The following is a 20,235-nucleotide window of genomic DNA, read 5'->3' as shown; positions in this document are numbered from 1 at the left end:
GTCGGAGGTCCTTGTCGTTGCGGTGGAAATGAAGGGCTTTCATTCCGTATGTGCGACAAGGGCGGCAAAACCCCTCACGCGGCGCAAAAAAAGACTCAAGCGGACCGGTTTCGCACGTCGATCACCGTCAGCCAGTCCCCCCAGCGGCGCACGCTGACGGGATGGGTGTCCACCAGGTCCTGCAGCACCTGGTCGGGCCGGGCCAGCTGGAACACGCCGAAGATCCGCAGGCGCGCGGCCTCGGGGCTGATGCGGATGATGCCGGCCTGGTAGGGCCGCAGCGCGTCGATCACCTCGCCCAGCGGCTGGTCGCGCACGTCGATGACGCCGTCGGCCCAGGCGGCCGGCGCCAGATGGGCGGTGTCCTGCGTGCGGATGCCATCGGCGTCGATCCAGGCGCTGCGGCCCTCCTGCAGCCGGTGCTGCCGGCCGTTCAGGCTGGTGAGCAGCACGCTGTGCTCCAGCACATGCACCAGGGTGCTGCCTTCGGCCTGGCGCACCATGAAGCGCGTGCCCAGCGCCTGGGCCGTGCCCTGGGCGCTTTGCACGACAAACGGGCGCAGGGGCTGGCCCGGCGCGCTGGCAGCCACCTGCGCCAGCAGTGCGCCTTCGCGCAGGCGCACCAGGCGGCGGGTGTCGCTGTAGGCAATGTCGGCGGCCGAGCGGGCGTCCAGTTCGATCTCGCTGCCGTCCGGCAGCCGGTGGTGGCTGCGCTGGCCGGTGCCCGTGCGCAGGTCGGCGGCCAGCGTGGTCAGCGGTGTTTGCCGGTGCACCAGCCAGGCCGTGGCGGTGCTGGCCAGCAGGGCGGCCAGCCCACCGCGCAACAGGCCGCGCCTGCGCGCGGCCTTCGGGATGGGCGCCACCAGCGCCTGCAGGCCCAGGGATGCCGTGCCCCCGCCCTGCCGGCGCAACTGCACGAGGGCGGGCTCCACCCCGGCGGACAGGCGTTGCTGCACCATGGCCCAGGCCTGGGCATGGCCGGGCGACTGGCGCAGCCAATGGGCGAAGGCGCGGCGGTCGTCATCGCTGGCGTGGCCCGAGTCCAGGCGCACCAGCCAGTCGATGGCCTGATCGGTGGCGGCATCCATGCAGGTGATCAGCCGTGGGATGCCTGCGGCGACAGGTACAGGTGCACCAGGGCCTGCTTCATGTAGCGCTCCACCGTGGCAATGGACACGCCCATGGCCTCGGCGATCTCGGCGTGCTTGAGGCCGTCGAGCCGGCGCAGCAAGAAGGCCTGCCGCACCTTCGGGGGCAGGCCGTCCAGCCATTGGTCCAGGGCCTCGATGGCTTCGCGCACCAGGGCGTAGTCCTCGGGGGAGGGCGCCACTTCCTCGGGCAGCGTGGCCAGCGCATCGAGCCAGGCCTGCTCCAGTTCGCGCCTGCGCCAGAAGTTGTAGAGCACCCGCTGGGCCAGCGTGGTCAGGTAGGCACGCGGCTCCTGGATGGCATGGGCCTGCCGGGACGCCACCACGCGCTCGAAGGTGTCGTGCGCCAGGTCCTCGGCCTGGTGGGAATTGCCCAGCTTGCGCCGCAGCCAGCCGTGCAGCCAGTCATGGTGGGCGACGTAGAGCGTGTGCACCGGGTCGGCGGTGGACGGGGAGGGCATGGTGCAGCGGTTTTGCAAATGAGAATTTTTCTCATTTTACAGAGTCTGCCTACATCAGCCCCTCGCTGGCCATGGACAGCGAGGCACCGGGCGCCACGATCACATGGTCCAGCACCTGGATGTCCACCAGGCCCAGGGCGGCCTGCAGGCTCTGCGTGACGGCCTTGTCGGCGGCGCTGGCCTGGACCTGTCCGCTGGGATGGTTGTGGGCCAGGATGACGGCGCCCGCATGGTGGTGCAGGGCGCGCAGCACCACCTCCCGCGGGTAGACGCTGGTGCGCGTGAGCGTGCCCCGGAACATTTCTTCCAGCGCGATCAGCCGGTTCTGGCCGTCCAGGAACAGCACGGCGAAGACCTCATGCTGGCGCGCCGCCAGGTGCAGCTGCAGGTAGCGCGCCACGGCCTCGGGCGAGGCCAGGGCCGGGCGCTCGCGCAGTTGCTCGGCCATGGCGCGGCGCGCCAGTTCGAGCACGGCCAGGAGTTGCGCGCACTTGGAAGGCCCCAGCCCCTTGATGGCCTTCAGGTCGGCGTGCCCGGCCTGCAGCAGCCCGGACAGGCCGGCCCGGCCGGGCAGCTGCAGCAGTTCCTGGGCCAGCTGCAGCACGCCCTTGCCGGCCATGCCGGTGCGCAGCACGATGGCCAGCAGTTCGATATCGGAAAGCGCCGTGGGGCCGTGTGCCGCGAGCTTTTCGCGCGGCTGGGCCTGGGCAGGCAGGTCTTTGAGAGCCATGGTTCAGCCAGGTGGGGGCGCCGCAGGGACACCGTTGCACGGGGCGTGGGGGCATGGATGTTTTTCTACAATACGGGCCAGTTTATCGGGACTTCCATGACCTCTAGCGCTTCTTCCTCGGCCCTCCCCACGGTCCAGACCGGCTCGTTCCTCACGCTGCACTACCGCCTGTCCGGGCCTGCAGGTGATGTGATCAACACCTTCAACGACAAGCCCGCCACGCTGTCCCTGGGCGCGGGCGAGCTGTCGCCCGCCGTCGAGCAGCGCCTGCTGGGCCTGGCCGAAGGCACGCGCACCACGTTCGAGATGCCGGCCGGCGAAGCCTTTGGCGAGCGCAACGGCGACATGATGCAGTGGGTGGCGCGCAAGCTGATGAACGAGCTGGGCGACCCGCACGAGCAGTACGCGCCTGGCGACGTGGTGCAGTTCCCCACGCCCGACGGCCTGGGCAGCTACGCGGGCGCCGTGGTGCAGGTGCGCGAGGACGGCGCCGTGCTGTTCGACTTCAACCACCCGCTGGCGGGCCAGCCGGTGACGTTCGAAGTGCAGATCATCGGGGTGCTCTGAGGTGCTGGACTCGACCTCGCCCCAGGAAATCCTGCTGGCCGAGCCCCGGGGCTTCTGTGCCGGCGTGGACCGTGCCATCGAGATCGTGGAGCGTGCGCTGGCCAAGTTCGGCGCGCCCATCTACGTGCGCCACGAGATCGTGCACAACACCTTCGTGGTCAACGATCTCAAGGCCAAGGGAGCGATCTTCATCGAGGAGCTGGACGACGTGCCGCCCGGCTCCACCCTGGTGTTCAGCGCCCACGGCGTGAGCCGGGCGGTGCAGGAAGAGGCGCGCAGGCGCGGTTTCTCCATCTTCGACGCCACCTGTCCGCTGGTGACCAAGGTGCATGTGGAAGTGGCCAAGCTCGCCAAGGAAGGCTACGAGTTCCTGATGATCGGCCACAAGGGGCATCCCGAGGTCGAGGGCACCATGGGCCAGCTGTCCGAGGGCATCCACCTGGTCGAGGACGAGGCCGATGTGGCCCGGGTCACCCCCCGCCAGACCGAGAAGCTGGCCGTGGTCACGCAGACCACGCTGTCGGTGGACGATGCCGCCGGCATCACGGCGGCCATCCGCGCCCGCTTTCCGCAGGTGCGCGAGCCCAAGCAGCAGGACATCTGCTACGCCACGCAAAACCGCCAGGACGCCGTCAAGGTGCTGGCGCCGCAGGTGGATGTGCTCATCGTCGTGGGCAGCCCCACCAGCTCCAACAGCAACCGCCTGCGCGAGCTGGCCGCGCGCCTGGGAACGCCCGCCTACATGGTGGACAACGCGGGCGAGCTGTGCGAGGAATGGTTTGCCAATGCCGGGCGCGTGGGCCTGACGGCCGGCGCCTCCGCCCCCGAGGTGCTGGTGGACGAGGTCATCCAGCGCCTGCGCCAGCTGGGCGCGCTGTCGGTGCGCAAGATGGATGGCATCGAGGAGACCGTGAAGTTCCCGCTGCCCAAGGGCCTGAAGATCGACGCGGCCACGGGCCTGGAGATCTCCGTGGGCAAGCAGCCCGAGACGGGCGGCTGAGCCGCAGGCGCAGCGGGCATTGGCCAAAAAGCAAACGGGCGCCTGGCGCCCGTTTTGCATGGTGGGGCCGAAAGCCTCAGCTCCACAGATCCAGCGGAGGATCGGAGGCCACGGCGCGCAGGATGTCGGTGCGGCTGATGAAGCCGGCCAGCAGGCCCTGCTCATCGGTCACGGGCAGGCCCGGTAGGCCGGTCTCCAGCAGCACGCCTGCCACGCGGCGCAGGTCGGTGGTGGTGGCCACCGTGGGAATGGGGGAGATCATGACCTCGTTCACGGGCCGGCGCGCCAGGGCAATGGCGTCCTTGATCGCACCGGGCTCGGGCAGCAGGTCCAGCGGCGCCATGTCGGCACGCAGCAGCAGCCCGACCACGCGGCCACCGGCATCCAGCACGGGGGCCTGGGCCACGCCGTGCTCGGCCAACACGCGCCAGGCGTCGTTGACACCGGCCTCGGGCGATACCGTCACGGCCTCGTGGCTCATCACGTCGGCCACGGTCTGCAGGGGCTGGCGTGGCTGGCTGGGGCCTTTTTCCGTGGAAAGGTAGGCATCGACCGCTCCGCGCAGCCGCGGAGCGGGCTCCGGCGCGCCGGCAGGCTGGCCCGCGAGGTCGGCCAGGATGGCGGGGAACGAGGCGGCGGCATCGTCCGCCATCACATCGGCCGAGCGCGTGCGCAGGGCCTGCGGGCGTTGTACGCGGCGCACGGGCGCCACCTGGCCCAGCCGCTCGGCGGGACCGCGAAACATCTGTCCGTTGGGACCGAAGACAAAAAACATGGGTGCTCCCGGGTGCGCAAACCGCTGTGGGCGGCATATCGGAAGTATCGGCGCTGGCGCGGGATTTCTGTAGCGGCAAGACCCCCAACGCCCAGGGGCGGGCGCTGCCATGGCGATACCGCCTAAAATTGCCGGCTATGCTCGATATCCTTCTTCTTCGCAAAGACCTTGACTCGGCCGTCGCACGGCTGGAGACCCGCAAAAAGCCCCAGGCCTTCCTGAATGTGGAGGCCTTCCAGTCCCTGGAAGCAGAGCGCAAGTCCCTGCAGACACGGACCGAGGAGCTGCAGTCCAAGCGCAACCAGCTGTCCAAGCAGATCGGCATGCTGATGGGCAAGGGCGAGAAGGACGCTGCCGAGGCCGCCAAGGCCGAAGTCGGCAGTCTCAAGACCGAGCTGGACCAGTCGGCCACGCGCCTGGAGCAGATCCAGGGCGAGCTGCAGACCATGCTGCTGGCCGTGCCCAACCTGCCGCACGACAGCGTGCCCGTCGGTGCGGACGAAAGCGGCAATGTGGAGGCGCGCCGCTGGGGCACGCCCAAGACCTTTGATTTCGAGGTCAAGGACCATGTGGACGTGGGCCAGCCGCTGGGCCTGGATTTCGACATGGGCGTCAAGCTGTCGGGCTCGCGCTTCACCGTGATGAAGGGCCCCATCGCCCGCCTGCACCGCGCCCTGGCGCAGTTCATGATCGACCTGCAGACCGACTCGCATGGCTACACCGAGTGCTACGTGCCCTACGCCGTCAATGCCGACTCGCTCAAGGGAACGGGCCAGTTGCCCAAGTTCGAGGGCGACCTGTTCGCCGCCAAGAAGGGCGGCCAGGATGGCGAACCCGTGCCCGACAACGCGGCGCTCTACCTGATTCCCACGGCCGAGGTGCCGCTGACCAACTTCGTGCGCGACGTGGTCGTGGCCGAGGACCAACTGCCCATCAAGCTCACGGCCCACAGCCCCTGCTTCCGTTCCGAGGCCGGCAGCTATGGCCGCGACACGCGCGGCATGATCCGCCAGCACCAGTTCGATAAGGTCGAGATGGTGCAGATCGTGCATCCGGAAAAGAGCTACGAGGCGCTGGAAGAAATGACGGGCCACGCCGAGGCCGTGCTGCAGAAGCTGGGCCTGCCCTACCGCGTGATGAGCCTGTGCACGGGAGACATGGGCTTTGGCGCGGCCAAGACCTATGACCTGGAAGTCTGGCTGCCTGCGCAGAACACCTACCGCGAGATCAGCTCGGTCTCCAACTGCGAGGCCTTCCAGGCGCGCCGCCTGCAGGCACGCTTCAAGAATGCCCAGGGCAAGAACGAGCTGGTGCACACGCTCAACGGTTCCGGCCTGGCCGTGGGCCGCACGCTGGTGGCTGTGCTGGAGAACTACCAGAACGCCGACGGCTCGGTGACCATCCCCGAGGCGCTGCGCCCGTACATGGGTGGACAGACTTTGCTGAAGGCCTGAATTTTTAGGCTATAATTTCAGCTTCGACGCTGCGGAGAGGTGGCAGAGTGGTCGATTGTACCTGACTCGAAATCAGGCGTACGTGCGAACGTACCGAGGGTTCGAATCCCTCCCTCTCCGCCAATGTGTCAGCAAACAAGCGCCTTCCGAGGCGCTTTTTTGTTGTGCCCATCAATCTACCCATCAATGGATGAAGCGATGGCCAGTCAAGCGAACCAACCCCATCCGCATGACGATCCGGAGCGAACGACGCCCATGGGGATGGTCCGCTACGGACATGAGTTCCTGGAGGCTGCCTTCGTTGTGTACGAACGTGCGGCCCAGCTAGATTCCCGCATGGTCATGCCTCCTGTCCCTGCCCTATATCTCTTGGGTCATGGCTTGGAACTCACCTTCAAGGTTTTTCTGCTGAGCAAGGGCGTCACGCTTGAGCACCTTCGCCGTAAGCTGGGCCATGACTTGGAGAAGGCCTTCACAGCCAGCAAGGAAAACGGGCTCGACTCATTGCTTCAATCGCACGCCCTGGACGAGTCTGTGCTGACTTTGCTCAATGTGATGTACAGCACGAAGGAGCTGGAGTACATCGTGACAGGAGCGAAGACTATCCCTCACTACCCACTGCTGCAGAACTTCGCTATCAAGCTGTTTGATGCGGTTGCTGCCTCGATCGGTTTCCGGGACCGTCTTGCCAAGTGGACCTTGGATGAGTCGCCAGTTTGACGCCTCGCTGGGCATCGTCATGTGCGATGGCGGGATGTTAAAGCTTTAACGAAAAATCAAAGAATCAAAGAATCGGAACGCCCGAAAACCCGAATGGATGTTGGGTTTCGGGGCGTTTCTGTTTGATTAACAAAATTCAAACGGGGGAAATTTTTTGCGCGTGAGGAATAGGGCGGTCTAGGTCTGCAAAGGCTCCGGACGTTGGCTGCCCCCCTACCCCTTGGCCGCCCTGCGGATGCCCCTGGGGCGCCCCAGGAAGATCGTGGCCCTGTTATCGCCTCCAGCAACTGCAGCGGCGCGCCTGCACGCCCGAGGCGTTCTCCTGGCAGTCAATGATTGCTTCGTGAGTCGTCTGCGCGAGGTGAGAGAGGTTGGGTTGCTATGAGTCCAAAGAAACCCTGGCATCAGTTGTAAGCAAATGCTGATAAGTTTCGAGCTCCATTAGGAGGACTCAATGGCAATACTTTTGGTGACTTACGACTTGAAGAACCCAGGTCGAAATTACGAGCCGCTGCACAGCCTGCTGAAGCAATACAACTACTGCAAAGGCATGGAGTCTGTTTGGTTGCTTGACACAACCCAGACAGCAAGCCAAGTGAGAGATTTGATAACTCGAGTCGTTGACGGAAATGACATAGTTTTTGTTACGAAGCTAGCCAATCAATCTTGGGCTTCAAATAACTTCTACTGTGGAGAATGGCTTAATGCACCTCTTCGCAATTGGGCCTAAGACCAGCTCGGGCACTCCGCTGCATTGACTATATGTTTCAAAAGAGCCCCGCTGGGCGAACCATGCGGGGCTTTGTTGTATCTGGGCCTGGCTGTGCTTACGCGCGCACGACTTTGACCACTGCGAAGGTCTGCGGGTAGGGAATCACCACATCAGCGCAGACGTGGCAGGTAAAGCCGATTTCGCCGGTGGATGCGAATACCTTGCGCAGTAGTTGGATGCTCACGTTCTCGCGCAGCAGGCAGTTGCGGCCATAAAAAAGGCCCGCGTTGGCGGGCCGTGCTCAGATCTCGAGGGCCTTGCGGTCCTTGCCTTCAATCCAGCGCGGCGGTTTGCCCCGGCCGGTCCAGGTGGCTCCGCTGGCGGGGTCGCGGTATTTGGCCACGCCAATGCTGGCGGACTTGGCCTTGCCGGTGCTGAAGATGTCATCCTGGGTCAGACCGAACTGCTCGACGAGTTCGCGGACCTTGGCGATGACTCCGCCTTTTTCCGCCTTCAGGGTGGCGGCGATCTTTGCCTCAAGCTCGGCCTTCTGCTGGAGGAGGGTTTTGTAATCTGCTGTCATGTATTCCTCATGGATAGTGTGCTACACAATGACGCATTCTATGGAGACAGGGCCCATGTCGCATGTGGGACATCGTTGGTGTTTGCACCTAGCCTCTGCTCCGACTGCCCCCATGCGCTGTGCGCGGACCGGGCCTAGGCCTCGGCAAATTCGCGCCTGGCGCTGAAGTGCAGGATTTCGGAATCCTGCGCTCCCCCCTGTCTTTGAATGACGATGGTGCCGTTGGAGTGCAGATAGATGCGGATGCCTGGCAGGGTGTCCGAATCCAGATGGCAAGGGCTTTTGTCGAGGTTTTTCCAGCCATGTTCTGCGCACAGCGTGCGTTGTCGCATGCGGTTGAGCAATTCACGGCGAGCGCCAGCGCCTTCGCAGATGCGCATCCAGAGCAGCAACAGCATGTCGTGTGCCTCCTGGCGGGATGAGCAGGGAGGCATGTGCTTCAACTGGTTCAGCAGGGTGAAGAACCGTTCCTCTGCGCTGATTTCAAGTGCCATGTCTGCCTCCTGTGTGCCTGGATATGCATCAAAGTGTAGGCAGGCCCGGTTCCGCGAAGGCGCGGCGTTTGGCGACAGCGCCGGTGGCGTTTTTTCCTGCGTGTTTGCAGGATTTCTGCCAGGGCGGCTGTCATGGCCCATGCCAGCCGTGTCAGTGAGACTGCATGCCCATGAGATTGCACGACATGGCGCATTGCTGGCAGGCTGCCGCGCAGGTCTGGCAATGGTCGTGGGAATGCTTGCTGCATTCGTCGGCGCAGGCCTGGCAGATCTGGGCGCACAGGCGGCAGATGTCCGGCGCATGCGGGCTCTGGCGCGCCATTGCGGCCACGGCCAGTTCGCAGATCTGCGCGCATTCCAGGTCCTGGGCAATGCAGGCGGCCATCATCTGGACGTCTGACTCCTTCAGGCAGGCGGCGGCGCAGGTATTGCAGGCAATGACGCAGGCCTGGCAGGCGTCCATGCAGGCCTTGTAGTCGATGGCAGGTGGGGTGGTATTCATGGCAGTTCTCCAGGAATGAGGGAGTGAAGTTGCGCAGGGCGTTCTTCCTTGGCCATTCGCTGGCAGCTATCCGCACCAAAGAAAACGCCCCGCGAACGGGGCTGTGTCAAAGACCGCGAGGGTCGGGATTTACAGGTAGGGCACGCCGTAGTAATCGTTCACGCGGCGGCCATATTCATCGGTGTATGCCGGAGCCGTATCGCGTTCGTAGCGTGGAGCGTTGTCCAGTTGCTCGCGCGTCAGCGACACCACGTAGCCATTCATGTTGGGCTCGTACTTGAGGGATTCCCAGGGCAGCGGATAGCGATCCGTGCCGATGCCCAGGAAGCCGCCGAACTCCATGACGGCATAGCGGACCTTGCCGGACAGCTTGTCGATCATCAGCGTGTCTATGGTCCCCAGCTTGTCGCCTGCCGGGTTGTAGACATTGGTGCCGCTGACGGTTTCGGAAGAAATGACGCTCGATGCGGTGTTGGGTGTGACCATGACGTTCTCCAGTGAGTGGGTTTGTGCTGACCCGCCAGCGCGGTGCGTCTGGCGGCTGAGCGATGCGGCTTTGAATGGGGCGCGGTAGCCGGCCTGTCAAGAAAACCTGTGCATCGCCTGGCGAAGTCGAAGCCTGTGTGCTTCTGGGTTCTAGCTTAGGACGGCATCTGCGGGCACCGGGTAGTCGGGCCGCCGCGACGGGCGTAGGAGGTGCCTTGGGCGGCGGAGGCCAGGTCCTACGAGCCCCTGTAGTCAAGGTCGGCGGGGCTGCGGGCCTTGGCTGACGCGGGGCAGCAGCCTGGGCCGGCTGCGGCGCGGCAGGGCGAGGCGTACAACAAAAACGACAGGGCAATGAAGCGCAGGCAGTCCCGCATGCGTGTGGCATGCCCCGAAGGAGAGCCCCATGAATGCAAGCAACAAGCCATCCATCCAGCCCACCCAGCCGGTGTCCACGGATGCCCCCGAGGATGAAGACCTTGCCGAGCAGGCACGCCCCGGCCACGGTGTTCCTTCGCAGGACCCCGATGCGTCCGCGCAGTTCGAACTGTCGCCCGAGGATGCAGAGCGCGAGTCGCGCTCGGTATTCATCGGCGGCGGCGTGCTGGCCGGAGCCGCTGCAGGCGCTGCGGCGGGTGCTGTGATTGCCGGCCCGGTGGGCGTGGTGGTCGGCGGCACGGTAGGCAGCGTGGCCGGTGCGCTGGGCGGTGCGGCCGCTGGCGCCGTGGCACCTGCGCAGGGCGCGGAAAAACCGTCGCACCTCGGCAGCAAGTCTTCCGGGTGACAGGGAAGGGGTGGTGGCAGGCCCTGTGTAGCGCAGCGGCCATGGACGGGTGTGGGTGCATCCCGTATACAGAGGCCTGTCCACTTTCTTCCCACCCCAGATGGCCAACGTACTCATCGGCATCGTCGCCGCAATCCATGTCTACATCCTCCTGCTGGAGATGTTTCTCTGGGACAAGCCGGCCGGACGCCGCGCGTTTGGCCTGACGCCCGAATTTGCCCAGCAGACCAGGACACTGGCCGCCAACCAGGGCCTGTACAACGGCTTTCTCGCCGCTGGGCTGATCTGGGGGCTGGCGCAGGGGGCCGATGGCCTGGGCTTCAAATACTTCTTCCTGGTCTGCGTGCTGGTGGCCGGCGTGTATGGCGCCGCCACGGCCAGCCGCAAGATCCTCTGGGTGCAGGCCGTGCCGGCTGCTGTGTCGCTGGTTGCGCTGTACCTGGGCCTTTGAGCGCGCCCAAAGCGCCCAAAGCGCCCAAAGCTTTCAAAGCGCTCAGGGCGAGCTGGCTGTGAAGGTGACCTGCCCGGTGTAGGTGCCTGCCCTGCGGGAGGCCAGGTTGGCATAGGACAGGGTCCAGTTCGCCGTGCGCTGGGTGACCAGCCCCGCAAAGGCGGTGGCCACCACGTTGACCGCTGCGCCCGTTCCCGTATTGGGTATCAGCGGCGCGGGCAGGTTGCTGTCGCTGGTGGCGATGGTGATCTCCGACAGCGGGATGGTATTGGCCCCGCTGGTCAGCGCCGTGGTGGCGGTGGCGCGCAGCGTGACCTGGCCTGCGTTGCTGCGCACCTCCACCGGCAGCACATTGCCGCTGGGCGTGATGCTGAAGCTGGGGGCCGCGCCGCTCCAGTTCACCGAGGTGTTGCTGCCCGCCACGGGCGTGGTGGGCACGCCAGGGATGGACGGGGCGAGCACAAAGGCCACGCTGCTGGTCGTGCCGCCGGGTGTGGGCCAGGTGCCGTCGCCTATGCGAAAGAAGATGAACTTGTCGATGGCGATGGTGAAGTCCAGGTTCACCGAGGTGCTCAGCGGCACCAGCAGGCTGGGGCCTGTGGTGCTGGACGCCGCATGCACGGTGTGGCCCAGGCCGCCCAGCGCCATGGACAGGGCCAGCCACGCCATCGGCCTGGTTGTCATCACTTCAGTTCCACATCGATCTTGAAGCTGCCTTTTTCCCAGTCCAGGCTGCCCTTGGCCTTGACCGGATACGCGGGCGGCGGGGCGGGCTGGCCGTCTTCACCCTTGGGCATGAGGGCCAGCGTGCGTGTCTGGCCCGGCAATATGGGCGTGCCTTCCGGCACCAGTTCGAAGCGGCGGCCCTTGTTGTCCACGGCGTCCAGGCTGCCTTCCAGCCGGCCATGGGCATCGCCGGTGTTGCTGACGGTGACCAGGGCGCGGCGCGTCTTGCCGTCTTCGGCCATGGAAAGCTGGCGAATGTCCAGCTGGGGCGCAGCACCTCCCAGCGTCACGTAGACGGCCACCGCGATGCGGCCCGTGACAGGCAGGCTCAGGCTGGCGCCGCCGCTGCGTATGACGGTCTGCTGCGCGGGCTCCACGCCTTCGATGGCGATCATGAAGCGGCATTCGCCGCGCGGCGCATCGGCAGGCGGCTCCACCTGGAAGCGGAAGGCCTTCTTGCTGCGGCCTGCAATCGTGACGCTGCGCCGCTCCAGCAGCACCCAGGGCCGGCAACTGCCGGGCAGCAGTTCGTCGTGGTAGGTGATGTCGCCCGTGTCGGAATAGGTCCAGTCGATGGTGCGCATGGCCACCTCGGTGGGTGCCGAGGCCAGGTTGTGGATGTCCAGCGATTGGCCCGTGCGCGCCCCCGGCTTGGCCGACAGCTCGAAACGCGAGGGCGCCACGACCAGCTCGAACGGTGCGGCGGCGGCGCCGGTGCAGGCGATCAGCAGGGCCAGTGAAACGGCGATGGGAGGAGCTTTCATGGCAGGGTCTCGATCTCGAAGTAGGACTCGAAGCTCAGCGCCGAGCCCCGGGTCAGGCGCAGCTCGGCGGGGTCGATGTGCAGCGTGAGGTCGAAAACCTCGGCCATCCAGGGCGTGCGCACCACGCCGTTCCAGACCTGGACCCGATCGCCGGGCCGGCCCGTGCCACCTGCAAACACGCCATTGCCGCGCCACTGCACCTGCATGCCCGCAGGCGAGCGCAGGCCCGTGACCAGGGCGGGAATCACATAGAAGATGCGCGCCGTGCGGCCGACATGGGGCGCCGTGGCCAGCCGGTATTCGATGCGTCCCATGGGCAGCTCCAGCAGCCGCTCGCCGACGACCCTGGCCCGGGCGAAGTCGCTGCGCACCTGGGACCGGGGCGAAGCCGAGTCGTCCAGCCGCGCCACTTCGGCATGCGCCGCGAGGGCCGTGGCCCAGGCCAGTGCCATGCACAGGAGCGGCCAGGCCAGCGGCCTCATACCATCGATGCCGTGAAGCGCACGGTGCCCTTGTAGTTGCCGCCCGGGTAGACCACGTCGTTGTCGTAGGTGAACTGCAGCACGGTGCCGGTCAGTTGCCGTGACTGGACGGTCCAGCCAGCGACCGGGCACAGCGCGCCAGAACAGACGGATGCGTTCGCGTTGTAGCTGGCGATGGACTGGCCGGCGCTGGCGGTGAAGCGCCCGTTCTGTATGTCGCCGGACGCAGCATTGCCGTTGTTCGATGCCACCCAACTGATCTTGCTGAACGGAATGGTCGCGCTGCCGCAGCCACCCGACTGGCAGGAAAGTGCGGTGGATGAATCGACGACCAGCGTGACTGGCCGGGCCACGGCGGTGCCCAGCGCGGGACGTGTGGGAGACACCGAGACACTGATGCTGGGCGTGCCCGTCACGGCCACGGGCGTGAGGCCGGCGTTGGCTCCCGTCACGCTGAAGGCCACGGTGTCCACGGTTGCCCCGGTCGTGCCCACGCGCAGTGTCAGGCTGTAGTTGAGCAGGTCTGTGTCGGTCACGATGGTGAACACGGCCTGCGCGGGCGGCTGCACAACGCAGAGGGCCGCTGCGGCCAGCAGGCGAGGCAAAGCCTTGTCCATCAGATGCCCTGGGCCGTATACGTGATGACGTTGGTATAGGTATTGGCAGCCCAGCTGGCCGGCGTACCTCCCAGCGCATATGCCCAGGTTCCCGTCGCAACCACGTTGGAGGGGAACGAGGTGGACGCGCAGGCACCCAGATTGGGCCCGGGGTGGGGCAGGTTGCCGGTGGTCGTGACGGTGAAGTCCGCGTTGGTGGGGCCGCCCGTGGCATTCCAGGCGCCGACCGCGCAGTTGATGGTGCCGGCGCCTGCATTGGTCCAGGCATAGACCGTGAGCGTGGCGGCAGCCGAGGTGGCGGCGACGGTGGGCGCGGCGCCGTTCCAGTCCACGTTGGTGTTGTTGACGGAGGCCAGCGGCGTGGTGGGCACGCCGGGGATGCTCAGCGTCGAGGTCCAGGTCACCGTGTCCACCGTGGTATTGGTCGAGCCCACGCGCAGCAAGATGAGCTTGGGCACGGTCACGCTGAGGTTGACCTTGGCCTGGGCCGTGATGGTTCCGGTGCCCGATCCGTACTGGCTCTCGGCCATGGCAGGCAACGCGGTCAGGGCCAGGCCGAGGCCGCCGAGCGATGCGGCCAGCAGGCGTTGAGCGATGGATGTTCGTTTCATGGAATCTCCTTGGATGGAACGGGTTGCCTGGGAAGCCTGTGCGCCTTAATCAGTCATTCATTCACTCATTCACTCACTCGCCCACCTTGACCACGGCAATCGACGCCGAGGCCTGGCCGCGCAGGGGCACGTGCACGCTGCTGGTGTTGTCGCCGGAGGCGCCCCAGGGCAGCGGCACGCTTTCCTGGGTGAGCGACAGCCGGTGGTGGCCCGTGGGCACCACCGGGAATTCGAACTGGCCATCGCGGTCGGTCACCGTGCGGTAGCGGCCGTCAAGCACCACCTCGACGCCGGCCACGCCCGCCTCGCCCGCCTGCTGTTCGCCGTCGCGGTTGGCGTCGTAGAACACGCGGCCGGACAGGCTGCCGCCGCCCACGCCTTCACCGGGTGCGCCTGCGGCCGCATAGGCCGTGCCCGCGCTACCTTCCCAGCGCAGGTAGACATAGGCGGTCTTCTCGTCGCTGCGGTAGAGGTTGGGCAGGGAAGAGGGCGTGGGCAGCAGCGAGGACCGGGCCTGGTTGAAGTGCGCCATGACGCCCATGCGCCAGCCCCGGCCCAGTTCCTTCTCGGCCGACAGCGAGCCCGACAGGCCCCGGCTGGTGTAGAGGCTGCCGCTTTGCGAGGTGTAGCGCAGGTTGCCGGCCAGCTGCAGCCCGCTTTCCAGCCAGTAGCGCCATTGCAGCCCGGCCGTTGGATAGTTGCGCGACATGCCGCCGCTGCGGTCGCGCGCATAGCCCAGCGTGGTGGTGAGCTCGGACCGCAGCGTTGCCTGGCGTGCACCAGCCCAGTCCTGCTCCCACTGCACCTCCTGGCCCGTGGCGGAGGAGTCGCCCAGCACGATGAGCTCGTTGCGCCGGACGGTCAGCATGAAGCGGCTGCGCGGCCAGTCGAAAAAGCGGGTCTGGTAGAACGCGCTGCCATAAAGGCTGCGCGATTGGCCGCCGCCTGCGGTGCCCGCATCGTTGCGCGTCTGGTAGGCGCTGAAGCTGCCGCCCACGGCCGTGTGCCGGTCGAACTGGTATTGGGCATTGCCATTCGCTCCCAGGCGGCGGTAGCCCGACAGTTGAAAGCCTGCATCCTGCGCCGTGGTTTGCGGCGTGCGTTCGTAGTCCAGCCCCATGCCCCAGCTCAGGCGGGTGACATGGCGGTCCACGCGCCAATAGGCGCCGCGCGCCGCGCTGGACAGCGCGTAGTCGCCAAAGTGCAGCTGGGGCTGGGCTGCATGCAGGCCGAATTCATGGCGGTAGGCGCCCGCGCGCGCACTGGCCTCGATGAACAGGCCCTGGGCGCTGCGGCCCTCCGTGCCGGCGGTGCCTGCCGCTGGAGAAAACAGGGGCGCGCTGGTACGGCTGCCCAGCAGCGTGGTGCGAAGTCTGAAGTCGCCATCGCGCAGCACGCCGCGCCCGTAGCCCAGCGAAGCGGCCCAACTGGTCACGCGCTTGCTGCCCAGGCCCAGGGCGGAGCCGGGGTCGTATTGCGTGTCATCGCCGGGGTAGTGCCTGAGACTGTAGTAGGCGGGAATATCGTCGGCCTGGTCCAGCTGGAAGGCGGCAAACCAGGGACCATCCAGCCGCACGGTGGCGCCCAGCCAGCCCAGCGTGCCCTGGTTTTTCTCGAACCCGGGGTAGGGCCCTCCCGTGAGAAGGCCGCGCTGGCCGTAGCCCGCGCGCAGGTCCAGGTCCGGGCGGAAGATGCGCGCCGAGGCGCCGCGCACCGTGGTCGAGCCCAGCGACAGCCGGTAGTTGCGCGCCAGGCCATCGGTCAGCTCGCTGTAGAGGTCGCCCACGGCCGTGTCGGCGAAGGTCTGCGTGGTCAGCGGAAAGCCAAGGTTGCGCAGCGTGAAGCGCTCGCTCGTGGCTTGCCGGGCATAGCCCAGGCCACCAATACTCAAGCCACCCATACCCAGGCCATTGCCAAAGTTGTCGCCGCTCAGGTGCCGGCCTTCGGCCTGCAGGGTGAACTCGCCGTAGTTCAGTGTCTCGCGGCGGTATTCGAGGCGCTGGCCGATTTCTGTGGCGCGCTGGCGGCCATAGCCGGTGGTGCGGGATTCGCCCAGGCCCAGGCGGCTTTCCACCACCCAGGCGCGAAAGCCCTCGGGCTGCTCGGCTTCGGGCTCGGCGGCAGCGGACTGTGCGATCTCGTCCGGATCCATGAAACGGTCCTGGTAGGCAGGGGCGGCCCCTTCGGAGAGTGCCTTGAGCCGGGCCTGCTCGGCCTGGTCGCGGTCCAGGGATTCGATGCGTGCCTCAGCCATGGAGGTACCGGCAACGGCCGCCGAAGAAGGTGTTTGCGCCTGTGCGCCGCACAGGAAGGCGGGAGCGGCTGCCAGGCTCCACCCAAGGCACGCGAGCGGCAGGCGCGACCAGACTCCAGCGGGGCCGGCAACGGTCCGCGGCAGCGTTCGAATCATCAACCAAGATCCCTGCTTTATTCATCGGATGCCAAGCCATCTGGCCAAAACAACTGATCACAAAACTGCGGAAAATGGCTGAATGCGTGCAGCCATCGATTGGGCCCTGCAAATACCGGAGCTGCACTTCAAAGACCGGCCGTTGTCAATGGTGTGCCGAATGAGAGGTATTCAGGGTGAATATCATCGTTCCCTAAATGGCATGGTTTATCCAGTAGGACGGCACGCTGCCGGATGGTAGGGGAAAGGGTGATGCCATTCGATGTTCATCTGTGGCGCTGCGGTGCCTGGCTGGCAGCGCCCAGAGGGCAGTTGGCGGGCTTTGCTTTTTGGCTATGGATGGGTTTCAGGTTTTCTATTGATAGCAATGAATCATTTGCTTTTCATGCGGCAATAGAGGCTGCTGGGCGTTATCTCCGTTTTCAGGCAATTCATCTGTTGGAAAACGAGGGTTCTCATCAGATTCCGGCTGCTGGAGAATCAAGGAATGGCGCAACTGAAGTGCGCCAGGTTCTGATTGGTTTTTGGACTGGTATCCGGCCAGGTTGATTGATGCAGGCTAAAGCACCTGCACCAATGCAAGCTGCCGCAATCATTTGCCCTGTCTTCATGAACTCTCAGGCGCATCACAGGCAAGGCCAACGCAGACCCCGGGCACCCTGGAGGGCGCTCGTGGTCATGGTGTTGGCTGTCGTTGTGACCCTGGTGGCAGGCCTGTACCCCTGGAATGCCCCGCAGCATGGCAAGGCGGCAAGCCGCATGGAAGGCTTTGCAGGCGGCGCGTCCCTCATGGCCAAGAAGCGCCAGTTCCATGTGGTCCAGCGGCTGAAGACCCACCGCCTGGCCGAAGCCGAGCGGCGCCAGTTGCTGGCCCGTGACACCGGCGCGCGGAATGTGCGGGAGGCGTGGCCGGCACGGGAGGTGCGAGAGTTGCGTGCGTTGTCTGAGGTGCGCGCGGTGGCCGGCCCGCTCTCAGTCCACCAGCGCCTGTATGGCCTGCAACTGCGCCGCCAGCCCGGGCCGCGCGGCTGGAAAAGTCTCCTCGAAGGCGGCGGTGCCTACCGTGAAACCCGCGGCACCGCTAGCAAGCACGGCCGCGATGCGTTCGCTGCGATCAATGGAGCCGGCCACGACCACGGGCTTGTCCACCGCATCGCAGACCGCCTTGATCAGGGCCGGCACGTCGCCCCGGAAACGGTAGGCCAGCAGGTCCAGGCCATGAACGCCCTCCAGCCCCGCGATGCGGCGCGCGCTGGCCACGATGTCCTCGGCCGGCCCTGAAAGCACGCTCGGATGCCCGCTGATCCTGCCGGGGAACGGATAGTAGGCAATGCCGCTGCCGCGCAGCACGGGCAGCACCGCCTCGGGGCGCGTGCCGCCCATGAGAACGTCCACCCCGAGCTCGACCGCCGCGCGGGCCGAAGCCACCTCGCTGGCCTCGTCCAGGCTGACGACTTCCAGATAGACCCTGGCACCGCTTGCGCGGATGTCCCGGGCCAGCTCGCGCAGCTGGGGCAGGGGCAGGCCTATGTCCTTGAAGCCCACATGGCGCACGCCCTGGGCCAGCACTTCGCGCAGCCGCTCGCGCGCATCGGCAATGGTCTTGTCCTGCTGCGTGAGCATGAAGATGAAGTCCGGGCGCTGCGCCTGCCCGCTGGCGCCGGAGCGGCCCGCCTGCACCATGGCCGCCGCCTGGCGCAGCGCGCAGGCCAGGCTGGCATGGTCAGCACGGCCCGTGCCGGCGATGTCGAAGGCCGTGCCGTGGTCCACCGAGGTGCGCACGAAGGGCAGGCCCACGGTAATGTTCACGCCCTGCTCGACGCCCAGGTACTTCACGGGAATCAGCCCCTGGTCATGGTATTGGGCGACCACCACGTCGAACTCGCCCCGGCGTGCCCGCATGAAGACCGTGTCGCCCGGCCAGGGGCCGTTGGCGTCTATGCCCTCGGCACGTGCGGCCGCAATGGCGGGGATGATCACCGAGCGGTCCTCGTCCCCGAACAGCCCGTTCTCGCCGGCGTGCGGATTGAGGCCCGCCACGGCCACACGGGGCCGGGCGATGCCGAACGCCCGGCAGGCCCGGTGCGCAAGGCGGATGGCACGCAGTTCGTTGTCCGGCGTGACTGCGGCAATGGCCTGCTGCAGCGGCACGTGGATGGAGACCAGCAGCACCCGCAGTTCGTCATTGGCGAGCATCATGGCGAAGTCGCGCGTGCCCGAACGCTCGGCCAGCATCTCGGTATGGCCGGGGTGGGGGCAGCCCGCGGCGCGCAGCGCCTCCTTGTGGATGGGGGCGGTCACCAGGCCTGCGACTTCGCCGGCCAGGGCCAGGTCGATGCCGCGCTGTATGTAGGCATGGCAGGCGGCCCCGGCGCGCGCATCGATGCGTCCCCAGGCCAGGTCCTCGGGCAGCCGGTCCCCGGTCTGGAGCACGAAGACGGTGGCGGGTGGCACGGTGGCGGGAACCTGGGCCGGCGTGTCGATGGCGTGGATGCGCGGGTGCACGCCCAGCATGTCGGCTGCCCGCTGCAGCCGCCCCGTGTCGCCGATGACGAAAAAAGGCGCACGGGGCCGGGCGGGGTCCATGGCCAGCTTGACGATGATCTCGGGGCCTATGCCCACGGGATCGCCCATGGTGATGGCCAGGGGTGCGGGGGCGATGGTGGGGGCTTCGTTCATGGTCATTGCTGAAAGCTCAATCGATGGAGGTACTTTGCATGAAAATCGCACTGCAGAAAATCGATATGGATTCAGTATTCAGTTGATCAAAAGTCAATTGAAATCTCTCCCCACTCCCTTTCTTCGATGTGTCTGATGTGTCCGATGTGTCCGATGCCGCCCTCCAGTCCCATGGCCCCACCCACACATATGCCGCCGCTGTCCGCCCTGCGTGCCTTCGAGGCCACGGTGCGCCACGGCAGCGTTTCCAAGGCCGCGCGCGAGCTTCACCTGACCGATGGCGCCGTGAGCCGCGCCGTGCGCGACATGGAAGAGGCGCTGGGCTTTGCGCTGTTCCAGCGCAGCAACCGCAGCATCATTGCCACCCCCACGGCACGTGTGCTGGCCGAGGAGGTGGCCCTGGCGCTGGAGCGCCTGCGCGGCGCGCTGGGCCGAGCGCGGCAGGCCGCCGGGCCGGACCGGCCGCTGGTGCTGTCCTGCGAGCCCACCTTTCTGATGCGCTGGCTGATTCCCCGCCTGGGCGATTTGCAGGAAGCGATCGGCACGCAGCGCGAGCTGCGCCTGGTGTCGGCCGGCGGCTCGGTGCCCTTTGCGCGCGAGGGCATCGATCTGGCCATACGCCGCGCGGATTTCGACATGGGCGCCGATGTGGTTGCCGAGCCCTTTTTGCAGGAGCACGTGGGTCCCGTCTGCAGGCCTGCACTTGCGAAGACGCTGGCACGCTCCGGGCCGCTGGGCGGCGTGCTGCTGCACACGGCATCGCGCCCAGACGCATGGCGGCATTGGAGCGAGCTGACCGGCGTGCTGCTGCAGCCCGGGCGCGAGGCCCGCTTCGAGCATTTCTACCTGAGCCTGCAGGCCGCCGTTGCCGGGGCGGGCATTGCCATCGGGCCGCTGGCGCTGGTGGCCGACGATCTGGCCAGCGGCACCCTGTGCGCGCCGCGCGGCTTTGTGGCCGACGGCTCGCACTACGTGCTCATGTCACCCAGGCCGGTGCATGACGAGGCCCGCTTCGCCCTGGTGCTGGAGTGGCTGCGCACGCAGACATTGCCGCTGGCGCGGGCCGACGCATGACTTGCGCC

The 20,235-nt window shown here is 66.5% G+C and carries 24 protein-coding genes and 1 tRNA gene; 9 read left to right on the top strand and 16 right to left on the bottom strand.

All coding sequences use genetic code 11. The features are described from left to right. Positions 1 to 95 precede the first annotated feature (95 nt). From DELCS14_RS23435 to radC, 3 genes are read right to left on the bottom strand one after another with little or no spacing between them, the layout of a single operon-like run. Positions 96 to 1,088, bottom strand: a complete 993-nt coding sequence (locus DELCS14_RS23435; RefSeq protein ID WP_013803857.1) for a FecR domain-containing protein — start codon at positions 1,086 to 1,088, stop codon at positions 96 to 98. Positions 1,089 to 1,096: 8 nt separating this feature from the next. After that, entirely contained in the window at positions 1,097 to 1,609 is a 513-nt protein-coding gene (locus DELCS14_RS23430) for a sigma-70 family RNA polymerase sigma factor (RefSeq protein WP_013803856.1), read from the bottom strand. A gap of 49 nt (positions 1,610 to 1,658) precedes the next feature. Beyond that, a complete protein-coding gene (radC, locus tag DELCS14_RS23425) occupies positions 1,659 to 2,339 on the bottom strand; it encodes a DNA repair protein RadC (protein WP_013803855.1) in 681 nt (226 codons plus the stop codon). A gap of 96 nt (positions 2,340 to 2,435) precedes the next feature. On the opposite strand from radC, the gene DELCS14_RS23420 reads away from it, so the two are divergent. After that, positions 2,436 to 2,906, top strand: a complete 471-nt coding sequence (locus DELCS14_RS23420; protein ID WP_012203830.1) for an FKBP-type peptidyl-prolyl cis-trans isomerase — start codon at positions 2,436 to 2,438, stop codon at positions 2,904 to 2,906. Between the two features lies 1 nt (position 2,907). Further along, entirely contained in the window at positions 2,908 to 3,906 is a 999-nt protein-coding gene (gene ispH / locus DELCS14_RS23415) for a 4-hydroxy-3-methylbut-2-enyl diphosphate reductase (protein WP_012203831.1), read from the top strand. Between the two features lie 76 nt (positions 3,907 to 3,982). Here the strand turns inward: ispH and DELCS14_RS23410 are convergent, their stop codons facing one another. After that, positions 3,983 to 4,681 (bottom strand): CBS domain-containing protein, encoded by a 699-nt coding sequence (locus DELCS14_RS23410; protein ID WP_013803854.1) that lies wholly within the window; start codon positions 4,679 to 4,681, stop codon positions 3,983 to 3,985. A 137-nt stretch (positions 4,682 to 4,818) separates the two neighbouring features. Between DELCS14_RS23410 and serS the strand changes: the two genes are divergently transcribed. The 3 genes from serS (at position 4,819) to DELCS14_RS23395 (ending at position 6,855) form a co-directional block, all read left to right on the top strand. Next, positions 4,819 to 6,135, top strand: coding sequence for a serine--tRNA ligase (gene serS / locus DELCS14_RS23405; protein ID WP_012203833.1), 1,317 nt, complete (start codon positions 4,819 to 4,821; stop codon positions 6,133 to 6,135). Positions 6,136 to 6,168: 33 nt separating this feature from the next. Next, positions 6,169 to 6,258: transfer RNA gene (locus DELCS14_RS23400), tRNA-Ser, on the top strand. A gap of 63 nt (positions 6,259 to 6,321) precedes the next feature. After that, positions 6,322 to 6,855 carry a hypothetical protein gene (locus tag DELCS14_RS23395; protein WP_157158317.1) on the top strand — a complete coding sequence of 178 codons (534 nt, stop codon included), beginning with the start codon at positions 6,322 to 6,324 and terminating at the stop codon, positions 6,853 to 6,855. Positions 6,856 to 7,682: 827 nt separating this feature from the next. Here DELCS14_RS23395 and DELCS14_RS31435 read toward each other — a convergent pair. The 5 genes from DELCS14_RS31435 to DELCS14_RS23375 form a co-directional block, all read right to left on the bottom strand. After that, the gene (locus DELCS14_RS31435; RefSeq protein ID WP_267233440.1) at positions 7,683 to 7,811 is read right to left on the bottom strand and encodes a hypothetical protein; all 129 of its coding nucleotides are present in this window, start codon (positions 7,809 to 7,811) and stop codon (positions 7,683 to 7,685) included. Between the two features lie 57 nt (positions 7,812 to 7,868). Then, on the bottom strand, positions 7,869 to 8,150 hold the full coding sequence (locus DELCS14_RS23390; RefSeq protein WP_012203893.1) for an H-NS histone family protein: 282 nt from the start codon (positions 8,148 to 8,150) through the stop codon (positions 7,869 to 7,871). Positions 8,151 to 8,284: 134 nt separating this feature from the next. After that, positions 8,285 to 8,644 (bottom strand): hypothetical protein, encoded by a 360-nt coding sequence (locus tag DELCS14_RS23385; protein WP_012203894.1) that lies wholly within the window; start codon positions 8,642 to 8,644, stop codon positions 8,285 to 8,287. 151 nt (positions 8,645 to 8,795) lie between these two features. Next, positions 8,796 to 9,146 carry a four-helix bundle copper-binding protein gene (locus tag DELCS14_RS23380; protein ID WP_013803851.1) on the bottom strand — a complete coding sequence of 117 codons (351 nt, stop codon included), beginning with the start codon at positions 9,144 to 9,146 and terminating at the stop codon, positions 8,796 to 8,798. Positions 9,147 to 9,275: 129 nt separating this feature from the next. Then, on the bottom strand, positions 9,276 to 9,632 hold the full coding sequence (locus DELCS14_RS23375) for a PRC-barrel domain-containing protein (RefSeq protein WP_013803850.1): 357 nt from the start codon (positions 9,630 to 9,632) through the stop codon (positions 9,276 to 9,278). Positions 9,633 to 10,035: 403 nt separating this feature from the next. On the opposite strand from DELCS14_RS23375, the gene DELCS14_RS23370 reads away from it, so the two are divergent. Together DELCS14_RS23370 and DELCS14_RS23365 are read left to right on the top strand one after the other, a co-directional pair. After that, positions 10,036 to 10,413: a hypothetical protein gene (locus DELCS14_RS23370; RefSeq protein WP_013803849.1), complete on the top strand. Its 378-nt coding sequence runs from the start codon at positions 10,036 to 10,038 to the stop codon at positions 10,411 to 10,413. A gap of 100 nt (positions 10,414 to 10,513) precedes the next feature. Beyond that, positions 10,514 to 10,864 carry a DUF1304 domain-containing protein gene (locus DELCS14_RS23365; RefSeq protein WP_013803848.1) on the top strand — a complete coding sequence of 117 codons (351 nt, stop codon included), beginning with the start codon at positions 10,514 to 10,516 and terminating at the stop codon, positions 10,862 to 10,864. Between the two features lie 42 nt (positions 10,865 to 10,906). Here the strand turns inward: DELCS14_RS23365 and DELCS14_RS23360 are convergent, their stop codons facing one another. The 6 genes from DELCS14_RS23360 to DELCS14_RS23335 all read right to left on the bottom strand — a co-directional run bounded on the left by DELCS14_RS23360 (position 10,907) and on the right by DELCS14_RS23335 (position 16,318). Then, positions 10,907 to 11,548 (bottom strand): hypothetical protein, encoded by a 642-nt coding sequence (locus DELCS14_RS23360; RefSeq protein ID WP_013803847.1) that lies wholly within the window; start codon positions 11,546 to 11,548, stop codon positions 10,907 to 10,909. Then, the gene (locus DELCS14_RS23355) at positions 11,548 to 12,354 is read right to left on the bottom strand and encodes a hypothetical protein (RefSeq protein WP_013803846.1); all 807 of its coding nucleotides are present in this window, start codon (positions 12,352 to 12,354) and stop codon (positions 11,548 to 11,550) included. The genes DELCS14_RS23360 and DELCS14_RS23355 overlap by 1 nt, the downstream gene beginning before the upstream one ends. Then, complete coding sequence (locus DELCS14_RS23350) at positions 12,351 to 12,806, bottom strand: hypothetical protein (RefSeq protein ID WP_012203901.1); 456 nt, start codon at positions 12,804 to 12,806, stop codon at positions 12,351 to 12,353. The genes DELCS14_RS23355 and DELCS14_RS23350 overlap by 4 nt, the downstream gene beginning before the upstream one ends. Positions 12,807 to 12,832: 26 nt before the next feature. Further along, complete coding sequence (locus DELCS14_RS23345) at positions 12,833 to 13,453, bottom strand: hypothetical protein (RefSeq protein WP_013803844.1); 621 nt, start codon at positions 13,451 to 13,453, stop codon at positions 12,833 to 12,835. Further along, a complete protein-coding gene (locus DELCS14_RS23340) occupies positions 13,453 to 14,064 on the bottom strand; it encodes a hypothetical protein (protein WP_013803843.1) in 612 nt (203 codons plus the stop codon). The genes DELCS14_RS23345 and DELCS14_RS23340 overlap by 1 nt, the downstream gene beginning before the upstream one ends. A gap of 73 nt (positions 14,065 to 14,137) precedes the next feature. Then, complete coding sequence (locus DELCS14_RS23335) at positions 14,138 to 16,318, bottom strand: SdrD B-like domain-containing protein (protein ID WP_228676811.1); 2,181 nt, start codon at positions 16,316 to 16,318, stop codon at positions 14,138 to 14,140. Between the two features lie 408 nt (positions 16,319 to 16,726). On the opposite strand from DELCS14_RS23335, the gene DELCS14_RS30885 reads away from it, so the two are divergent. Next, the gene (locus DELCS14_RS30885) at positions 16,727 to 17,023 is read left to right on the top strand and encodes a hypothetical protein (protein ID WP_157158316.1); all 297 of its coding nucleotides are present in this window, start codon (positions 16,727 to 16,729) and stop codon (positions 17,021 to 17,023) included. A gap of 423 nt (positions 17,024 to 17,446) precedes the next feature. Here the strand turns inward: DELCS14_RS30885 and pdxA are convergent, their stop codons facing one another. After that, positions 17,447 to 19,153, bottom strand: coding sequence for a 4-hydroxythreonine-4-phosphate dehydrogenase PdxA (gene pdxA, locus DELCS14_RS23330; protein ID WP_043796910.1), 1,707 nt, complete (start codon positions 19,151 to 19,153; stop codon positions 17,447 to 17,449). 171 nt (positions 19,154 to 19,324) lie between these two features. Here pdxA and DELCS14_RS23325 point away from each other — a divergent pair, with 171 nt between their 5' ends. Next, positions 19,325 to 20,227 carry a LysR family transcriptional regulator gene (locus DELCS14_RS23325; protein WP_013803840.1) on the top strand — a complete coding sequence of 301 codons (903 nt, stop codon included), beginning with the start codon at positions 19,325 to 19,327 and terminating at the stop codon, positions 20,225 to 20,227. The last annotated feature ends 8 nt before the right edge of the window (positions 20,228 to 20,235 follow it).

The sequence above is a fragment of the Delftia sp. Cs1-4 genome (genome assembly GCF_000214395.1).
GTDB classification, from domain to species: domain Bacteria; phylum Pseudomonadota; class Gammaproteobacteria; order Burkholderiales; family Burkholderiaceae_C; genus Comamonas; species Comamonas acidovorans.
The sequence above is the reverse complement of the archived record's forward strand: the minus strand, read 5'-3'. Positions and strand labels throughout refer to the sequence as shown.